Genomic DNA, 15605 nt, shown 5'->3' on the forward strand with positions numbered 1-15605 from the left:
ACTTCCACGCATGCCCGCCAGCGCCGAGCCCCCGCCACTTCCTGCCTCCTCCCAGTCCTATGGGCGTGTCGTCATTCGGGCAGCCCTTTGGCTCGCATTTCTCGCGCCGTTCTTCTACTCGACCTATGGCTTCGCCAATTGGCTGGCCTCGACGCGGGAGCACGTCGGCAGCATCGTGTTCTCCTGGGAACACCGTGTACCGTTCCTCGCTTGGACGATCGTGCCCTACTGGTCGATCAACCTGTTCTACGCCCTATCGCTGCTGCTCAACGACAGCACGCAAGGCGTGAACCGGCTGGCCGGGCGCTATCTTACCGCGCAGGTCGTCGCCGTTTCTTGCTTCATCCTGTTTCCGCTGACCGCCACCTTCGTGCGGCCGGCGACCACCGGCCTGCCGGGCTTCCTGTTCGCCGTGCTCGGCGGTTTCGACAAGCCATTCAATCAGGCGCCGTCGCTGCATATCGCGCTCCTGGTGATCATCTGGGATCACTGGCGCCAGCGCCTCGGCGGGTCCCTCCTGCTGGTTTGGCACATCTGGTGTTTCCTGATCGGCGCCTCGGTGCTGACGACCTGGCAGCACCATTTCATCGACATCCCGACCGGGGCGCTGCTCGGCTTCTTCGCGCTCTGGCTGTTCCCGGCCAAGGGCGAGCTGCCCTTCGCCGGTTTTCGTCTCACCGGCGATCTCAAAGCCAGGCGGCTCTCGCTGTATTACGGGCTCGGCGCCGCCTTGGCGCTTGCCGGCGCGGCCATCGGCGTCTTTTTCTCTCCGATCGCGCTTGTGCTCCTGTGGCCGGCGCTGGCGCTCGCCATCGTCGCCTTCGCCTATGCGGGGGCCGGCGCGAAAGTGTTCCAGAAGACGGCGAACGGCCATGTGTCGCCGGCAAGCCGCATCCTGCTCTGGCCGTACCGGCTGGGCGCCAGGGTCAATGTCTGGGCCTGGACGCGCAAGCTCCCGGCAACGGTGGCGATAACAGACGGCGTCTTCCTCGGACGATTTCCCTCGGCGAGCGAAGCCGACAGCTTCGGCACGGTGATCGATCTTGCCGCCGAGCTCGAACGGCCAAGCGGCGCGACGGAACGCTGGATCAGCGTCGACATGCTCGATCTACTGCCGCCGACGGCCGACAGGCTCGACCATGCGGCGGCGGCGATCGAGCCGGCGCGCCGTCAGGGCACGGTGCTGGTGTGCTGCGCGCTCGGCTTCCAGCGCAGCGCCACCGTCATCGCCAATTGGCTTGTCACCAGCGGCCGTTCGCACACGCCGGCGCAGGCGCGAAAGCAACTGGCCGCATCGGGCCGGCCGGTGCATCTTCAGGTCGGACTGGACGAGCCGGCATGAACGACGCCGCCTATCAGGAAAAAACAGGCCGCTTCGCCGCCATGCTGGTCACGCAGGCGACGTGGCCGGCCGTGATCGTGATCGCCGGCGACTGCCTCGCGCCGCTGGTCGCCTCGGCGCGCGGCGCGCTCCATGCTCCCTTCGCGATGCTGGGATTGCTCGGCGCGGCGGCGAGCGCGGTCGTGGTGCTTGGACTTTCGGCGCTTCTGTTTTTCGACGCGCTGCTGTTCCGGCTGATGGCGACGTATGATGACGAGCTTTCCGGCGGCGCCGCGGTCGACGACATGCTGGCGCGCATGCGGCTGAAGCCGGCGCCGGCCGTGACGCGCCCGCTCGACGATCGCATCGCCGGAACGCGCCGGCTGCTCGTCCGGCAGCGCATCGCCTTCGCGGTGTTCGTCGTTGCCTTCCTTTGGGCCGGGTTCTGGATGCCACGATGAGCAAGCTGGCGCTGCACACCTACACGCTCTTGCAGACGGTCACCTCCGTCGGCCTGTCGGCGATGGCCTGGGCGGTCACCGGCGTGCGTCCGATCTGGAACGGCAGCCAGCCGTCGGAGCGGCAGCGCATCTATTTCGCCAACCACACCAGCCATGGCGACTTCATCCTTCTGTCGGCCTGCCTCAGCGAGACCGAGCGCGCCAAGACGCATGCAATCGCCGCGGCCGAATATTGGGGCAAGTCGCGGCTGCGCCGCTTTATCGCGCAGGACATGCTGTCCTCCGTGCTGATCAGCCGGCAATGGACGAGCGAGGAAGAGCATCCGATCTCGATCATGCTCTCGGTGCTCGACCAGGGTCACTCGCTGATCATCTTCCCGGAAGGCACGCGCAACATGAGCGACGAGCTGCTGCCCTTCCGCTCCGGCCTCTACAATCTGTCGACGGCGCGGCCGGATGTGGAGCTCATCCCGTGCTGGATCGAAAACATGTCGCGCGTTTTGCCCAAGGGCCAGTTCCTGCCGGTGCCGCTGCTTTGCCGCGTCGTCTTCGGCGCGCCGGTTGCTGTGGCGCCGGGCGAGGACCGCCGCGCCTTCCTCCAGCGCGCCCGCGAAGCCCTTTTGGCGCTCGATCCGCGCCCCGACCGAGACGATTGATGCGCCACGAAATCAGCATTCTCATCATTGGTCTCTTCGTGGTGCTGAGCACAGCCAGCGTCACCGCCGGCATCTTGTCGATGCGCGCGCCGAAGCCGCTCAGCGCAACGCTCGTCAACCTCACCCAGCGCATCAACGCCTGGTGGGTGATGGTGGCGCTGATGACGGTCGCCTTCTTCTTCGGCCGTTACGGCATGACGATCCTGTTCGCCTTCATCTCGTTCGCGGCGCTGCGCGAGTTCGTCACGCTCACCCACAGCCGGCGCAGCGACCATTGGGTGCTGCTCGGCATGTTCGGCATCGTCATCCCGTTCCAGTACTGGCTGGTGTGGACAGCCTGGTACGGGCTCTTCGTCATCTTCATCCCGGTCTACTGCTTCCTGTTGATGCCGGCGATCACCGCCCTGCACGGCGACACCGAACGCTTCCTGGAGCGGGTCTCGGCGCAGCAATGGGCGATCATGATCTCGGTCTATTGCGTCAGCCACGTCCCCGCCCTGCTGACGCTCAACGTGCCCGGCTTCGAAGGCCGCAACTTGCTGCTCATCGCCTTCCTGATCATCGTCGTGCAAGGCAGCGACGTGCTGCAGTACATCTTCGGCAAGCTGTTCGGAAAGCATCGCTTCTCGCCCAATGTGTCGCCCTCGAAGACCTGGGAAGGGCTGATCGGCGGGCTGGTCGCGTCGAGCCTGCTCGGCGCGCTGCTCTCTTTCATCACGCCGTTCTCGCCGCTGGAGGCCTCCGGCGTCGCCTTCGTCGCCTGCACGATGGGTTTCCTCGGCGGCCTCGTCGCCTCGGCGATCAAGCGCGACCAGGGCGTCAAGGACTGGGGCCATCTGATCGAAGGCCATGGCGGCATGCTCGACCGCACGGACAGCCTGGTCTTTGCCGCGCCGATCTTCTTCCACCTCGTACGCTATTTCTGGACGGTCTGATCCTCGCCGATCACAGCCGATTGCGCATCAGCATGGTGACGACGAAGAAGGCGCCGAGCGAGCTGGTGATGATGCCGATCGGCAGTTCCTGCGGCGGCAGCAGCGTGCGGGCAAGCAGGTCGCTGGCCAGAAGCAGAATGGCGCCGAACAGCGCGCAGGCAACGATCAGGTTGCGGTGCAACGGACCGGCCAGCGGCCGGCTGAGATGCGGGATCATCAGGCCGACGAAGCCGATGACGCCGGCGACCGCGACCAGGATGGCGGTGGCCAGCGCCGCGACGAGGAAGGTGACCTTGCGCATGCGCGCCACCGGCACGCCAAGGCTTTCGCCGGCGCTTTCCCCGGCCAGGAAAGCGTCGAAGCGACGATGGTTCCAGAGCCCGTAGGCGACGATGATGCCCGCCCCCAGCGCCGCCAGGCCGATATTATCCCAACGGGCGAGGCCAAGGCCGCCCATGGTCCAGAACAGAACGGAATGGGCAGCGCGCTGGTCGCCGGCGAAGACGAGGTAGTTGGTCAAGGCGGTGAACAGGAAGGATACGGCGAGGCCGGCAAGGATCAGCCGCTCGGGACCTTGCCCCCTCACCCGTGACACCAGCAGAAGCACGATCGCCGCCGCCAGGATGCCGCCGGTGAAGGCGGCGAGCGGCAGCGTCCAGATGCCGAACGTGTCGCCGAAGATTGTGATGACGGAGACAGCGCCGGCCGCCGCGCCCGAGGACAGGCCGAACAGGAACGGGTCGGCAAGATCGTTGCGGGTGACGGTCTGCAGAAGCGCACCGACGACGCCGAGGCCGGCGCCGACGGCGATCGCCAGCAAGGTGCGCGGCAACCTGAGGTCGACGACGATGCTGCCGACCGGGCCGGACGGGCTTCCGCCATCCAGCCCAGCAGCGTGCGCCAGCGCGCCGATCACGTCGCGCAGCGGGATCAGCGTCGAGCCATAGGCGATCGACAAAAGGGCGAGCGCCGCAAGCAGCGCCGCGCCCAGCGTCATGGCCAGGGCGAAGGGTTTGTGATGTAGGTTCACGGCGTGGGGCCTGCCGCCGCGATACCTGCGTTCGGGATTAGCCGAGGCCTTCGCGACTTCGTCATTGCTGGGCGAAGCAGGAGCGAAGCTCCGTCGCGAAGACCCTGGAATCCATGCCGTGACCTCGCGCACGGGGTGCCACGGAGCAGAATTCTGCACCGTAGCGGCGCCTCAGCGTCACGGCATGGATCCTCGGGTCTGCGCCGCGTCGCTTCGCTCCTTGCTCCGCCCGTGGATGACGACGTCGCGGGCGTTTCAGCCAATCTCCAATGTGGGCGCTTCAAAGCCAGGCGATCCTTCAAGGGAGACATCCCCTACCCATCCGGACCTCAGAACGCTTCCGGGTGCATCGCGCGGGCGATCTTGCCGATGGCCTCGATGTTGGCGGGGCCGGGCGTCAGCTCGGCGTAGCGCAGCGCCACGAAGCGCTCGTTCTTGACGGCGTCCGTCTCCTTCATCGCGGGATGCGCCTTGAGGAAATCGAGCAGCTTCTTGTAGCCGCCGCCATCCTGGTAATCGAGCAGGATCAGGAATTGCGGGTTGCGCGAGGCGACCGTCTCCCAGTCGGTATTGCCCCAGCTTGTGTCCATATCGGCCATGATGTTCTCGCCGCCGGCTGCGGTGATCATGGCGTTGGGAATGGCGAACTTGCCGGCGGTGAAAGGCTTGTCTTCGCCCGAGTCATAGAGGAAGACCCGCGTGCCCTTGCGGTCCCCGACCTTGGCGGTGATGTCGGCAAGCTCGGCCTTCCAGCCGGCGACCAGCTTCTCCGCCTCGGCCTCTTTGCCAAAAATCTTGCCGAGCTTCTCGACGTCGCCATAGAGCAGGTCCATCGAGGCTGCGGGCCGGTTCTTGTCGAGATGGACGCAGCTTTCGGTCAGCACCAGCGTCTTGACGCCGTGCGGGGCGAGCGTGTCGGGCGTCACCTCGCCGCCCGGCTTCATGCCGTAATACCAGCCGGCGAAGAAGAAGTCGGGTTGTACGGCAACCAGGTTCTCCAATGTCGGATATTTCGGCGCGAGCTCCGGGATCGAGCCCTGCTCGGCCTTGAATTCGGGGCCGACCTTGTACCAGCCGGTGATGCCGGTCAGCCCGACGATCGAGGGCTGCAAATGCAGCGCGAAGGCCATCTCGGCCATATTGAGGTCATGGATGACGGCGCGCTTCGGCGGCGCATCGAAGGTGAGCGGCTTGCCGCAGCTGTCGACGGTGACCGGAAAGGCAAAGGCGGCGGACGCGACAAGCGAAAAGGCAAGCGACAAGGCAAGGCGTTTCACGGGGATGCTCCTTTTGGATTGGCAGGTTCAGGACGGCGAAGAGGTGCGGTTGGGCAGATCGAAAATTGTGAGCTCGCGGTCCTCGGTCGGGTGCGGCAGGCGCAGCACGTCGATGCCGAAGACGGCGCGGATGAGCGGCTGCGCCAGCGCCTCGCGCGGCGGCGCCAGCGCGTGCAGCCGGGCATGGCTCATCACCGCGACGCAGGTGGCGAAGGGCGCGACCAGCGCCAGGTCGTGCAGCACGGCGACGACCGTCATGCCGAAGCCGGCGACGAGGTCCAGCAGCTCGCCGCGGGCGCGCGGATCGAGATGGTTGGTGGGCTCGTCGAGGAACAGGATTTTTGGTTCCTGCGCGATGGCGCGCGCAAGCTGGGCGCGTTGGCGCTCGCCGCCCGACAGCGAGCCGATGCTGCGGCCAAGCAGCGGCAACAGGCCTGTCCGGCGCATCGCCTCGACGACGATGTCGCGATCCTCGTGCCGGCGCCGCAAGCCCGCATGCGGCACGCGGCCGAGCTCGACATAATCGATCACCGCCAATCTCGGATCAGGCTGATCGGTCTGACCGACGACGGCGATACTCAGCGCCCGCTCGGCCGCCGTGATCCTGTCGAGGCGGCGGCCGGACAGCCGCACCTCGCCGGCGCTGGGCGCCAGCGCGCCGCACAGCATGCGCAAAAGCGTGGTCTTGCCGGCGCCGTTGGGGCCGATAATGGCGAGACGCTCGCCGGCCGCCAGCGACAGGCTGACGTTCTCGACCAGAGTCCGGCCGTTTGCCGTGGCGTTGAGGTCGCGGGCATCGAGCAGCGGCGCGCTCATCGACCTCGCTCCCGCACCCTGCCCGAGGCACTCACGGGACAGCGGCACAGCGAACAGGCGATGCGATGGCTAGGGTCTTCCAGCATTCCGTCACTTTCCAAAATCGCGACGGAAGGAATCCGGACGGCCGACAGGACCGGCGCCCGCGTCTCCTCCCGGCACACCCCGTCCGGTCAACTCATGTCGATGGCAGGTCTCCTGGCTCGCGGGTCGTTGCGCCATCCGCCTTCCCAGCCTTGCCGGCCAGTGGCGTTTCGGATGGAGCTCGCCGCTCACAGTTGCGGGGGCAGCCACGGCATCGACCCAAAGGTCTCACCATGTTCCCTTTTCACCCCTCGCCTTGCGGCGCGGGGACCATGACGTGTCGAGCGTAGTCCGCCGGCGCGCGAGTCGCAACGGGGTTCTGCCCGGACATGCAGGGTGATGGCGCGGCCGCCGAAAGACGAGAGCATTCAAGATTACCACGGCTTGAAATGTAATAACGTTACATATTGTTGACATACGCATGTCAACCCCTGCCAGACCGTTCTCAGTCAAACATCGGAAAATTTTCAGAAACCGTTCGGGATTTCCGAGGCCCGAAACCGCAAAAAGATCGGGCTGGCGAAGACAGGCCGCAAACGCCCGATCTTTTTGGCCAGCCAATGATTTTTCCGGTTGCCGCATCCTCCTTGCGCGACCGCAACCTGGTGGAGACAACATGATTGCCGCAGTTCTTCATAACAAGGCGCTGAGGCGCCGCCTTGTCGCCGGCTCGATCGCCGTTCTTGCCTGCGGCGCCGCGATGGTCTGGCACGGTACGCGCAGCGAGGCCTCGAGCACAAAACCCGCCGCGCCCGAGACGAAGCTCGTCAAGGCCGTCGCGGTCGTCCCGTCCAGCAATGCCGACACCCGCAGCGCCATCGGCGAGATCCGCCCGAGGCTGGAGAGCGATCTCGGCTTCCGCGTTTCCGGCAAGATCGTCGAGCGCGTCGCCGAGATCGGCGCCACGGTGAAGAAGGGCGAGGTTCTCGCCCGCGTCGACGACCAGGATTACCGCAACCGGCTGGCCAGCGCCGAGGCCGATGTCGCCGCGGCCGAGGCCGTGCTGGTCGAAGCCAAGGCTGCCGAGGCGCGGATCGGCGCCCTGCTCGCCAAGGGTTTCACCACCCGCGCCAACCACGATGCGACGCTGAAGAATCTCCGCTCGGCCGAGGCCAAGCTGAAATCCGCCAACATCGCCTTCGCCATGGCCAAGGACCAGCTCGGTTACACCGAGCTGCGCGCCGAATTCGACGGCATCGTCACCGCCACCGGCGCCGAATCCGGCCAGTCCGTCAATGTCGGGCAGATGGTGGTGCGCGTCGCCGATCCCGAAAACCGCGACGCGGTGTTCTCGATCGCCGAAGCCGCCTTTGCCAACACCCCCGATACGCGGCATCCGCCGAAGGTGACGGTCTCGCTGCTCAGCAACCCGGCGATCACCGCTATCGGCACTGTTCGCGAAATCGCGCCGATGGCCGATGCCGCGACCCGCACCTTCCAGGTCAAGGTCTCGCTCGAGAATGCGCCTGCCGAAATGCGCTTCGGCTCCAGCGTCGCCGGCCGCGCCGAGATCGCCAGCAAGTCCGTCGTCGTGCTGCCCGGCAGCGCGCTGTTCGACAAGGATGGCCAGCCGGCCGTCTGGGTCGTCACCGCCTCGTCCGCTGTCGAGCTCAAGCCCGTCACCGTTGCCCGCTACGAGACCGACCGCGTTGTCGTCAGCGACGGGCTCGCCAAAGGCGATCTCGTCGTCACCGCCGGCGTAAACCGGCTGCGGGAACACGAAAAAGTCCGTATCCTCGAAGGAGGGATAAAATGACCATGTCCAAGACCAAGATCCTCATCGCCGGCGCCGGCCCGACCGGCCTGACGCTCGCGCTCTGGCTGACCAGGCTCGGTGTTCCAGTGCGTATCTTCGACAAGGCCGCCGCTCCCGGCGAAACCTCGCGGGCGCTGGCCGTCCAGGCACGCACGCTGGAGTTCCACCGCCAGATCGGCATCGTCGACGATATCCTTGACGCAGGTGTGAAGATGGAGCGGCTCACCATCCACACGCCGGCCGGCGTCGCCGCCAGGCTGCCGCTGTCGGATTTCGGCCGCGGCATCAGCCCATATTCCTTCGCCTTCGCCCTGCCGCAGGACATCCACGAGCGCGTGCTGATCACGCATCTGGAGCGCGCCGGCGTAAAGGTCGAGCGCGGCACCGAGCTCGTCGCCTTCCAGGACAAGGGCGATGCGGTGATCGCGACGCTCGCCAAGGACGGCCGCACCGAAACGGTGAGTGCCGCCTATCTTGCGGGTTGCGACGGCGCCCGCAGCGCCGTGCGCCATGGGCTGAACATCGGCTTTCCCGGCGGCACCTACGAGCAGTCCTTCTACGTCGCCGATGTGAAGGGTTCCGGCGAGGTCACGCCCAACGGCATGGACACGACGATCAGCAGCTACGGTTTCGCCATCGTCATGCCGGTCAGGCAGTTGGGCTCGCTGCGCCTGATCGGCATCGTGCCGAAGGCGCATGAGGCCGATGACGAGATCACCTTCGAGGCGATCCGCGCCGATGTCGAGCGCGACACCGGCATCAAGGTCGAGGAGGTCAACTGGTTCTCGACCTACCGCGTCCACCACCGCGTCGCCGAGCGCTTCCGCGTCGGCCGCGTGTTCCTTGTCGGCGATGCCGGCCACATCCACAGCCCGGCCGGCGGCCAGGGCATGAACACCGGAATGGGCGATGCGGTGAACCTCGCCTGGAAGCTCGGCGCCGTGGCGCAGGGCCGCGCCGATCCGCGCCTGCTCGACAGCTACGAGCCGGAGCGCATCGCCTTCGCGCACAAGCTGATCGAGAGCACCGACAAGGTGTTCCGTTTCATCACCAGCCGCTCGAAGGCAATCGGGCTCTTCCGCCGCTATCTGATGCCGAAGATCATGAACATCGCGCTGCACACCTCGTTCGGTTCGCGGCGGTTCTTCGGCCTGATCTCGCAGGCGGCGATCGAGTACCGCGCCGGGCCGATCAGCTCGGGTACGGCCGGTACTGTCAGCGGCGGCGACCGCCTGCCCTACGTGCCGGCCGCGAACGGCGACAATTTCGAGCCGCTGCGCTCGCTGGACTGGCAGGTCCATATCTATGGAGCGGTCAATGCCGAGTTCCGCGCGATGCTGGCGTCGACCGGCATTCCGGTTCACGCCTTCGCCTGGTCTGACGTAGCGGCGAAAGCCGGCCTGCAGCGCGACGCCGCCTATCTGGTGAGACCGGACGGCCATGTCGCGCTCGCCTCTCCCGTCCAGGAGGCTGCCAGCTTCCAGCGCTATCTGGCCGGGCTCGCCATCAAGCCGAGGCTTGGCGAGCGCGCGCCCTACCGTGTGCCCGGCACCATGCACAGCCTGGCCTGAATTGCCACGGCGCCCGCCAAGCGGCGGGCGCTGAGCGGAAACCCAACCGTCATTGTTTTGGCCAGCCGGCAAAAACCGGCGGAACGCGCCTTCGCGCGCGCTGAGAGGGATTTGTCATGACCAGCTTCAATCTTTCCGAATGGGCGCTGCGCCACCGCAGCTTCATCGTCTACCTGATGATCGCGGCAGCGCTTGCCGGGCTCTACGCCTATGGCGGCCTCGGCCGCGAGGAAGATCCGCCCTTCACCATCAAGACCATGGTGGTGAAGACGATGTGGCCGGGCGCCAGCACCAGCGACACGGTCGAGCAGATCACCGACCGCATCGAGAAGAAGCTCGAGGAGCTGCCCGACCTCGACTACGTCAAGAGCTACACCAAGCCGGGCGAATCCGTCGTCTTCGTCAACCTCAAGGACACCGTCGCCGGCGACCAGGTGCAGCCGCTCTGGTACCAGGTGCGCAAGAAGCTCAACGACATCAAGCCGACGCTGCCGTCCGGCGTGCAAGGGCCGTTCTTCAACGACGAGTTCGGCGACACCTATTCGCTGATCTATGCGCTGACCTCCGACAGCCTCGGCCATCGCGAGCTGAAGGATATGGCCAACAGCCTGCGCGCCGGCCTGCTCACCGTGAAGGATGTCGCCAAGGTCGACCTGATCGGCCAGCAGGACGAGAAGATCTATCTCGAATTCTCCACGCAGAAGGTGGCCGCACTCGGCCTCGACGTCGGCACGCTGACGCAGGCGCTGCAGGCGCAGAACGCGCTGACGCCGAGCGGCACGGTCGATGCCGGCCCGGAGCGCATCGCCATCCGCGTTTCCGGCTCCTTCACCTCGGAAGAAAGCCTGAAGGCGATCAACTTCTACGCCAACGGCCATTACTTCCGCCTGGGCGACGTCGCCGAGGTCAAGCGCGCCTATTCCGACCCGCCGCAGCCGATGTTCCGCTTCAACGGCAAGCCTGCCGTCGGCATCGCCGTGTCGATGACGGCCGGCGGCGACGCGCTGGCGCTGGGCGAAAACGTCAAGGAGAAGATGCATGAGATGGAGGCCGAGCTGCCGCTCGGCGTCGAGCTCGGCCTGGTCGCCGACCAGTCGCATGTCGTGGAAGAATCCGTCGGCGAGTTCACCAAGAGCCTCGGCGAAGCGATCGCCATCGTGCTTGCGGTCTCCTTGCTGGCTCTCGGCTGGCGCCCCGGCGTCGTCGTGGCCGTCGCCATCCCGCTGGTGCTGGCGATCACCTTCGTCACCATGGAGTATTTCGGCATCTCCTTGCAGCGCATCTCGCTCGGCGCGCTGATCATCGCGCTCGGCCTTTTGGTCGACGACGCCATGATCGCGGTCGAGATGATGATCGCCCGCATGGAGGAAGGCTACGACAAGATCTCGGCCGCCACCTACGCCTATACTTCGACCGCCTTCCCGATGCTAACCGGCACTGTGGTGACGATCGCCGGCTTCGTGCCGGTGGGCTTCGCCAAGAGCGGCGCCGGCGAATACTGCTTCTCGCTGTTCGCGGTCGTCGCTATCGCGCTCGTCGTCTCCTGGGTGGTGGCGGTGCTGTTCACGCCGCTGACCGGCGTCTTCCTGCTGCCCGACCGCATCAAGGGCCATGGCGGCAGCCATCAGCCGTCGCGCATAGCCCGCGGCTTCCAGGCGCTGCTCGAAATGGCGATGCGGGCGAAGTGGCTGGTTCTGTCGGCGACCGCGGGTCTGTTCGCGCTCTCGGTCGTGGGCATGGGCTTTGTCGGCCAAGAGTTCTTCCCGAAGTCCGACCGGCCCGAGGTCATGGTCGACCTCACGCTGCCGCGCACTGCTTCGATCAAGGCTACGGACGCCGTGGTCGAGCGCGTCGAGAAGCTGCTCGCGGCCGATCCCGACATCGACCATTGGAGCTTCTATGTCGGCCAGGGCGCGGTGCGCTTCTATTTGCCGCTCGACGCGCAGCTCGCCAACGACTTCTTCGCCCAGGCGGTCGTCGTGACCAAGGGCCATGTCGTGCGCCAGGCGGTCATCGACCGGCTGGAGAAGCAGCTGTCGACCGGCTTCGACGACGTCATGGCCCGCGTCACCCCGCTGGAGCTCGGCCCGCCGGTCGGCTGGCCGCTGAAGTTCCGTGTCAGCGGTCCGGATGCGGACAAGACGCGCAGCCTCGCGCAGCAGTTCGCGCAGGTGCTGGGCAGCGACGCCTCGGTGCGTAACATCAACTACGACTGGAACGAACCGGCCAAGGTGATCAAGGTCGAGGTCGACCAGGATCGTGCACGGGCGCTGGGCATCTCCTCGCAGCAGCTGTCCGAGACGATCAACGCGATCCTGTCGGGCTCGAAGATTACGCAGATGCGCGACGACATTTATCTCGTCGACATCGTCGCCCGCGCCGTGGAACAGGAACGCGCCAGCATCGAGACGCTGCGCGGCCTGACGATCAGCGCTGCGGGCGGACGGCGCGTGCCGCTCGAACAGGTGGCGAAACTCAGCTACCAGACCGAACCGCCGCTGATCTGGCGCCGCGGCCGCCTGCCGACCGTGACCGTGCAGGCCGACGTCGCGCCGGGCGAGAACGCCACCATCGTCTCGAAGCGGCTGGAGAAGGCGATCGCCACCTTCAAGGCCGAGCTGCCGGCGCGCTACAGCATCGAACAGGGCGGCGTGATCGAGGACAGCGCCAAGGCGCAGGCCAGCATCTTCGTGGTCTTCCCGCTGATGCTGTTCATCATGGCGACCGTTCTGATGATCCAGCTGATGAGCTTCCAGCGGCTGGTGCTGGTGCTGCTCACCGCTCCGCTCGCCATCATCGGCGTCGCCGGCGCGCTGCTTCTGTCGGGCGCTCCGATGGGCTTCGTGGCGATCCTCGGCGTCATGTCGCTGATCGGCATGGTGATCCGCAACTCGGTGATCCTGATCGCGCAGATCGACCAGCACATCGCGGCCGGTGAGGAGCCCTGGGCGGCGGTGATCAGCGCCACCACGCACCGGCTGCGGCCGATCCTGCTCACCGCGGCGGCCGCCATCCTCGGCATGATCCCGATCGCGCCGACGGTGTTCTGGGGTCCGATGGCTTACGCCGTGATGGGCGGGCTGATGGTGGCGACGGTGCTGACCTTGGTCTTCCTGCCAACGCTCTACGTCACCTGGTTCGGCATCAAGGCGCCGACAGAGACCGCCGCTGCGGCTGAACCGGCGGCAGTCGCCGCCGAGCCGCAGGCCATCGCGGCTTGAACCGACAACGCAACCCGACACGTCACGGCGGCGGGACCGCCGTGACAACTCCCAACCCGAAAGGAACGACCATGTCCCCCTTCTATGGAAATCTGCTTGTTCGCTTCAACGCCGGCTTCCTGATGCTGGCCTCGGCCGGCGGGCTGTTCACCGATATCGCCGGCTCCTTCTTCGGGCGCGGCCCGGAAGCGATCCTGCTTGGCGATGCGCCCGGCACCGGCATCGGCTTCATCGAGGCGCATGGGCTGGCGCTGATCATCGGCGTGACGCTCTGGCGCATCGCCTACTCCCGCAACTGGCACGCCGTCCTGGCTGCCGTGCATGTGCTGCTTGGAACGGCAAACCTTCTGTTCTGGCAGTTCTTCATCGCCGCCGACGTGCTCGTCGTCGGCTACGTCACAACCGCGGCGCACTGGCTGTTCGTGGTTGCTCACCTGGCGGCATTGACGGGCTCGACCCGGCTTGCCGCTCAATCCTCCCACTAGACTTCAACCCAACATCTGGAGAAACCGACATGTCTATGAAATCGTTTAAGAAATACAGCTCGGCGGCAGCCTTGCTCGCCCTTGCCATCACCGCCGTCGAGATCGTCGGCACCGCCGTGCCGGCACTGTCGCTGGTCAGCACCGCCGAGGCCCGCGTCGGGGCGCCCTGGACGCCGCGCAGCGCCGCCGGCGTCGCCCGTCGCACCACCGCCGCCGGCGTCGTGCGCCGCAATACGTGGCGGGTGCTGCGTCACACAAGCGTCTGGGTCGCGACGCTGCCGGCCGGCTGCGTTCGCACCAAGGTCAGAGGCTTCGACGTCTGGCGCTGCGGCGGCACCTATTATCGCCTCTATCAGGGCCGCTATATCGTGGTGGTCGTCGATTGAGGCGGCTCAGGAACAGTCTCGCCGAGGGCAAGTCTAACGCCTTCGGCGAGATGCTCGGCATCGGCGCGGTTCTCGAACGGAACGCCGCGCAGCGCATAATCGAGCGGCGAGAAGGGATCGCCCTCTTCGATGAGGGCGATCTGCCGCTTCGCCTTCTCCATGTCGCCCATCTGGGCATAGCAGGCCGCGAGCCGCGTGCGGATCCACGGCGCCGGGCGCGTCGCCAGTTCCAGCGCGTCGGCCGCCTGCCTATATTCCCCCATCATGTAGAGCGCCAAAGCGCGGTCGAACTGGTACCAGTGCGGGTGCAAGGGATCGATGCGGATGCCGCGCGCCAGCCAGGTCAGCGCGTCCAGCGGCCGGCCGCGCATGGTGAGCAGCATGCCCATCTGCTCGATGCTATCGGCATCGCAGGGGTTGAGCTGCAAGGCGATGCGCATGTGATGCTCGGCCGCCTCATGGTCGCGCATATAAAGGCGAATCAGCGATTGCACGCGATGGCCGGTCGGCTGGTCCGGCGACAGCGCCAGGCCTTTGTCGGCGAGGTCGCGGGCATTTTCCAGCACGGCATCGCTGGCGCGGCCGAACTCGCCGTCCAATGACCGCACAAGCCCGAGATAGGTATAGGCCAGGCCATAGTTTGGATCCTTGGCGATCGCCGCCTCGAACAGAGCTTCGGCGCTTCGCTGGTCGGTCTGGGCGGGATCGCGCAGCATGGCAAAGCCGCGCAACAGAAGCTCGTAAGCGGCAAGGCTGGTGACCGGCTTGCGCGACGCCTGCTCCAGTCCGGCATTGGCGACCCGGGTGACCAGCCGGCTGACGATCTGCTCGACGATCTCGCGCTCGATCGCGAACAGGCCCTCGCCATGCGATTGGAAGCGGTCACCCCAGAGCTGGCTGGCGGTGGCGATGTCGACAAGGCTGACGGCGACCACGACATGTTCGCCCTGGCGACGCAGCGACCCTTCGACCAGATAGTCGGCGCCGATGCGGGCGCGGATCTGCGGCCACTCGGCGCGCCCGAAAGAGGAGAAGGAGAAGCTGGAGTTGCGCGCCAGCACGGTGACCGTGCCAAAGCGCGCCACGCCATTGATCAAGTCCTCGGCAAAGCCGTCGACCATCGCCTCGTCGGCCGGATCGCCGCTTTCGTTGCGGAAGCGCACCACCGCGACGATCGGCTGCGAGCTGATCTCGGGCGCGGCTTCGGCTTCCGCCGCCAGCATATAGCCACGCTTGGAGATCGTGCGCACCATTTCGTCGCCCAGCACCTTGCGGATTTCGCGCACCGACTGCGTCAGCGAATCCTCGGTGACGTAGACGCCCGGCCAGACGGCATCCATCAGCTCGGACTTCGGCACCACGCGGCCCATGTTGCGGGCAAGATGCGAGAGCAGCGCGAAAGCCTTCGGGCGCAGGAAAAGCGGCTCGTTGACGCCGCGCAACGTCCCCATGGCGAGGTCGAGCGTGAACCCGCCAAACCGGAAAACCTGATCGGTCGTCGCCGTCGTCATCGGGACACCCCTTCCCGTCTATCCGCATTTGCCGTGTCGATTCCACTTCGTCGCGGCATGCTCGAAGCGCATTATTGCCCAGGGCGCAATTTCTA

Annotated in this window: 13 protein-coding genes and 1 riboswitch; of the genes, 9 read left to right on the forward strand and 4 right to left on the reverse strand. The window is 66.3% G+C overall.

Annotation, left to right across the window (positions count from 1 at the left end; translation table 11 throughout):
* Positions 1–10 precede the first annotated feature (10 nt).
* From FJ988_RS16920 to FJ988_RS16935, 4 genes are read left to right on the forward strand one after another with little or no spacing between them, the layout of a single operon-like run.
* Positions 11–1342 carry a phosphatase PAP2/dual specificity phosphatase family protein gene (locus FJ988_RS16920; RefSeq protein ID WP_140819484.1) on the forward strand — a complete coding sequence of 444 codons (1332 nt, stop codon included), beginning with the start codon at positions 11–13 and terminating at the stop codon, positions 1340–1342.
* On the forward strand, positions 1339–1782 hold the full coding sequence (locus FJ988_RS16925; protein ID WP_140819485.1) for a hypothetical protein: 444 nt from the start codon (positions 1339–1341) through the stop codon (positions 1780–1782). The genes FJ988_RS16920 and FJ988_RS16925 overlap by 4 nt, the downstream gene beginning before the upstream one ends.
* Positions 1779–2438, forward strand: a complete 660-nt coding sequence (locus tag FJ988_RS16930; protein ID WP_140819486.1) for a 1-acyl-sn-glycerol-3-phosphate acyltransferase — start codon at positions 1779–1781, stop codon at positions 2436–2438. Before FJ988_RS16925 ends, FJ988_RS16930 begins: the two co-directional genes overlap by 4 nt.
* Positions 2438–3373: a phosphatidate cytidylyltransferase gene (locus FJ988_RS16935; protein ID WP_140819487.1), complete on the forward strand. Its 936-nt coding sequence runs from the start codon at positions 2438–2440 to the stop codon at positions 3371–3373. The genes FJ988_RS16930 and FJ988_RS16935 overlap by 1 nt, the downstream gene beginning before the upstream one ends.
* A gap of 10 nt (positions 3374–3383) precedes the next feature.
* Here the strand turns inward: FJ988_RS16935 and FJ988_RS16940 are convergent, their stop codons facing one another.
* From FJ988_RS16940 to FJ988_RS16950, 3 genes are all read right to left on the reverse strand, one after another.
* Positions 3384–4370 carry an iron ABC transporter permease gene (locus FJ988_RS16940; protein WP_140819645.1) on the reverse strand — a complete coding sequence of 329 codons (987 nt, stop codon included), beginning with the start codon at positions 4368–4370 and terminating at the stop codon, positions 3384–3386.
* Between the two features lie 362 nt (positions 4371–4732).
* Complete coding sequence (locus tag FJ988_RS16945; RefSeq protein ID WP_140819488.1) at positions 4733–5680, reverse strand: ABC transporter substrate-binding protein; 948 nt, start codon at positions 5678–5680, stop codon at positions 4733–4735.
* Between the two features lie 27 nt (positions 5681–5707).
* Positions 5708–6496 carry an ABC transporter ATP-binding protein gene (locus tag FJ988_RS16950; RefSeq protein WP_140819489.1) on the reverse strand — a complete coding sequence of 263 codons (789 nt, stop codon included), beginning with the start codon at positions 6494–6496 and terminating at the stop codon, positions 5708–5710.
* A gap of 170 nt (positions 6497–6666) precedes the next feature.
* Positions 6667–6870: riboswitch (cobalamin riboswitch) on the reverse strand.
* 326 nt (positions 6871–7196) lie between these two features.
* Here FJ988_RS16950 and FJ988_RS16955 point away from each other — a divergent pair.
* From FJ988_RS16955 to FJ988_RS16975, 5 genes are all read left to right on the forward strand, one after another.
* On the forward strand, positions 7197–8336 hold the full coding sequence (locus FJ988_RS16955; protein ID WP_140819490.1) for an efflux RND transporter periplasmic adaptor subunit: 1140 nt from the start codon (positions 7197–7199) through the stop codon (positions 8334–8336).
* On the forward strand, positions 8333–9907 hold the full coding sequence (locus FJ988_RS16960) for an FAD-dependent monooxygenase (RefSeq protein WP_210242767.1): 1575 nt from the start codon (positions 8333–8335) through the stop codon (positions 9905–9907). The genes FJ988_RS16955 and FJ988_RS16960 overlap by 4 nt, the downstream gene beginning before the upstream one ends.
* Before the next feature lie 116 nt (positions 9908–10023).
* A complete protein-coding gene (locus FJ988_RS16965; RefSeq protein ID WP_140819491.1) occupies positions 10024–13128 on the forward strand; it encodes an efflux RND transporter permease subunit in 3105 nt (1034 codons plus the stop codon).
* A gap of 71 nt (positions 13129–13199) precedes the next feature.
* Positions 13200–13613, forward strand: a complete 414-nt coding sequence (locus tag FJ988_RS16970; protein ID WP_140819492.1) for a hypothetical protein — start codon at positions 13200–13202, stop codon at positions 13611–13613.
* Positions 13614–13642: 29 nt separating this feature from the next.
* The gene (locus FJ988_RS16975; protein WP_140819493.1) at positions 13643–13999 is read left to right on the forward strand and encodes a hypothetical protein; all 357 of its coding nucleotides are present in this window, start codon (positions 13643–13645) and stop codon (positions 13997–13999) included.
* Here FJ988_RS16975 and FJ988_RS16980 read toward each other — a convergent pair.
* Positions 13975–15510, reverse strand: a complete 1536-nt coding sequence (locus tag FJ988_RS16980) for a winged helix-turn-helix domain-containing tetratricopeptide repeat protein (RefSeq protein WP_140819494.1) — start codon at positions 15508–15510, stop codon at positions 13975–13977. The two genes, FJ988_RS16975 and FJ988_RS16980, sit on opposite strands and share 25 nt — an antisense overlap.
* Positions 15511–15605: the final 95 nt, after the last annotated feature.

It is taken from the genome of Mesorhizobium sp. CU3, assembly GCF_006442965.1.
Taxonomy (GTDB): Bacteria; Pseudomonadota; Alphaproteobacteria; order Rhizobiales; family Rhizobiaceae; genus Mesorhizobium.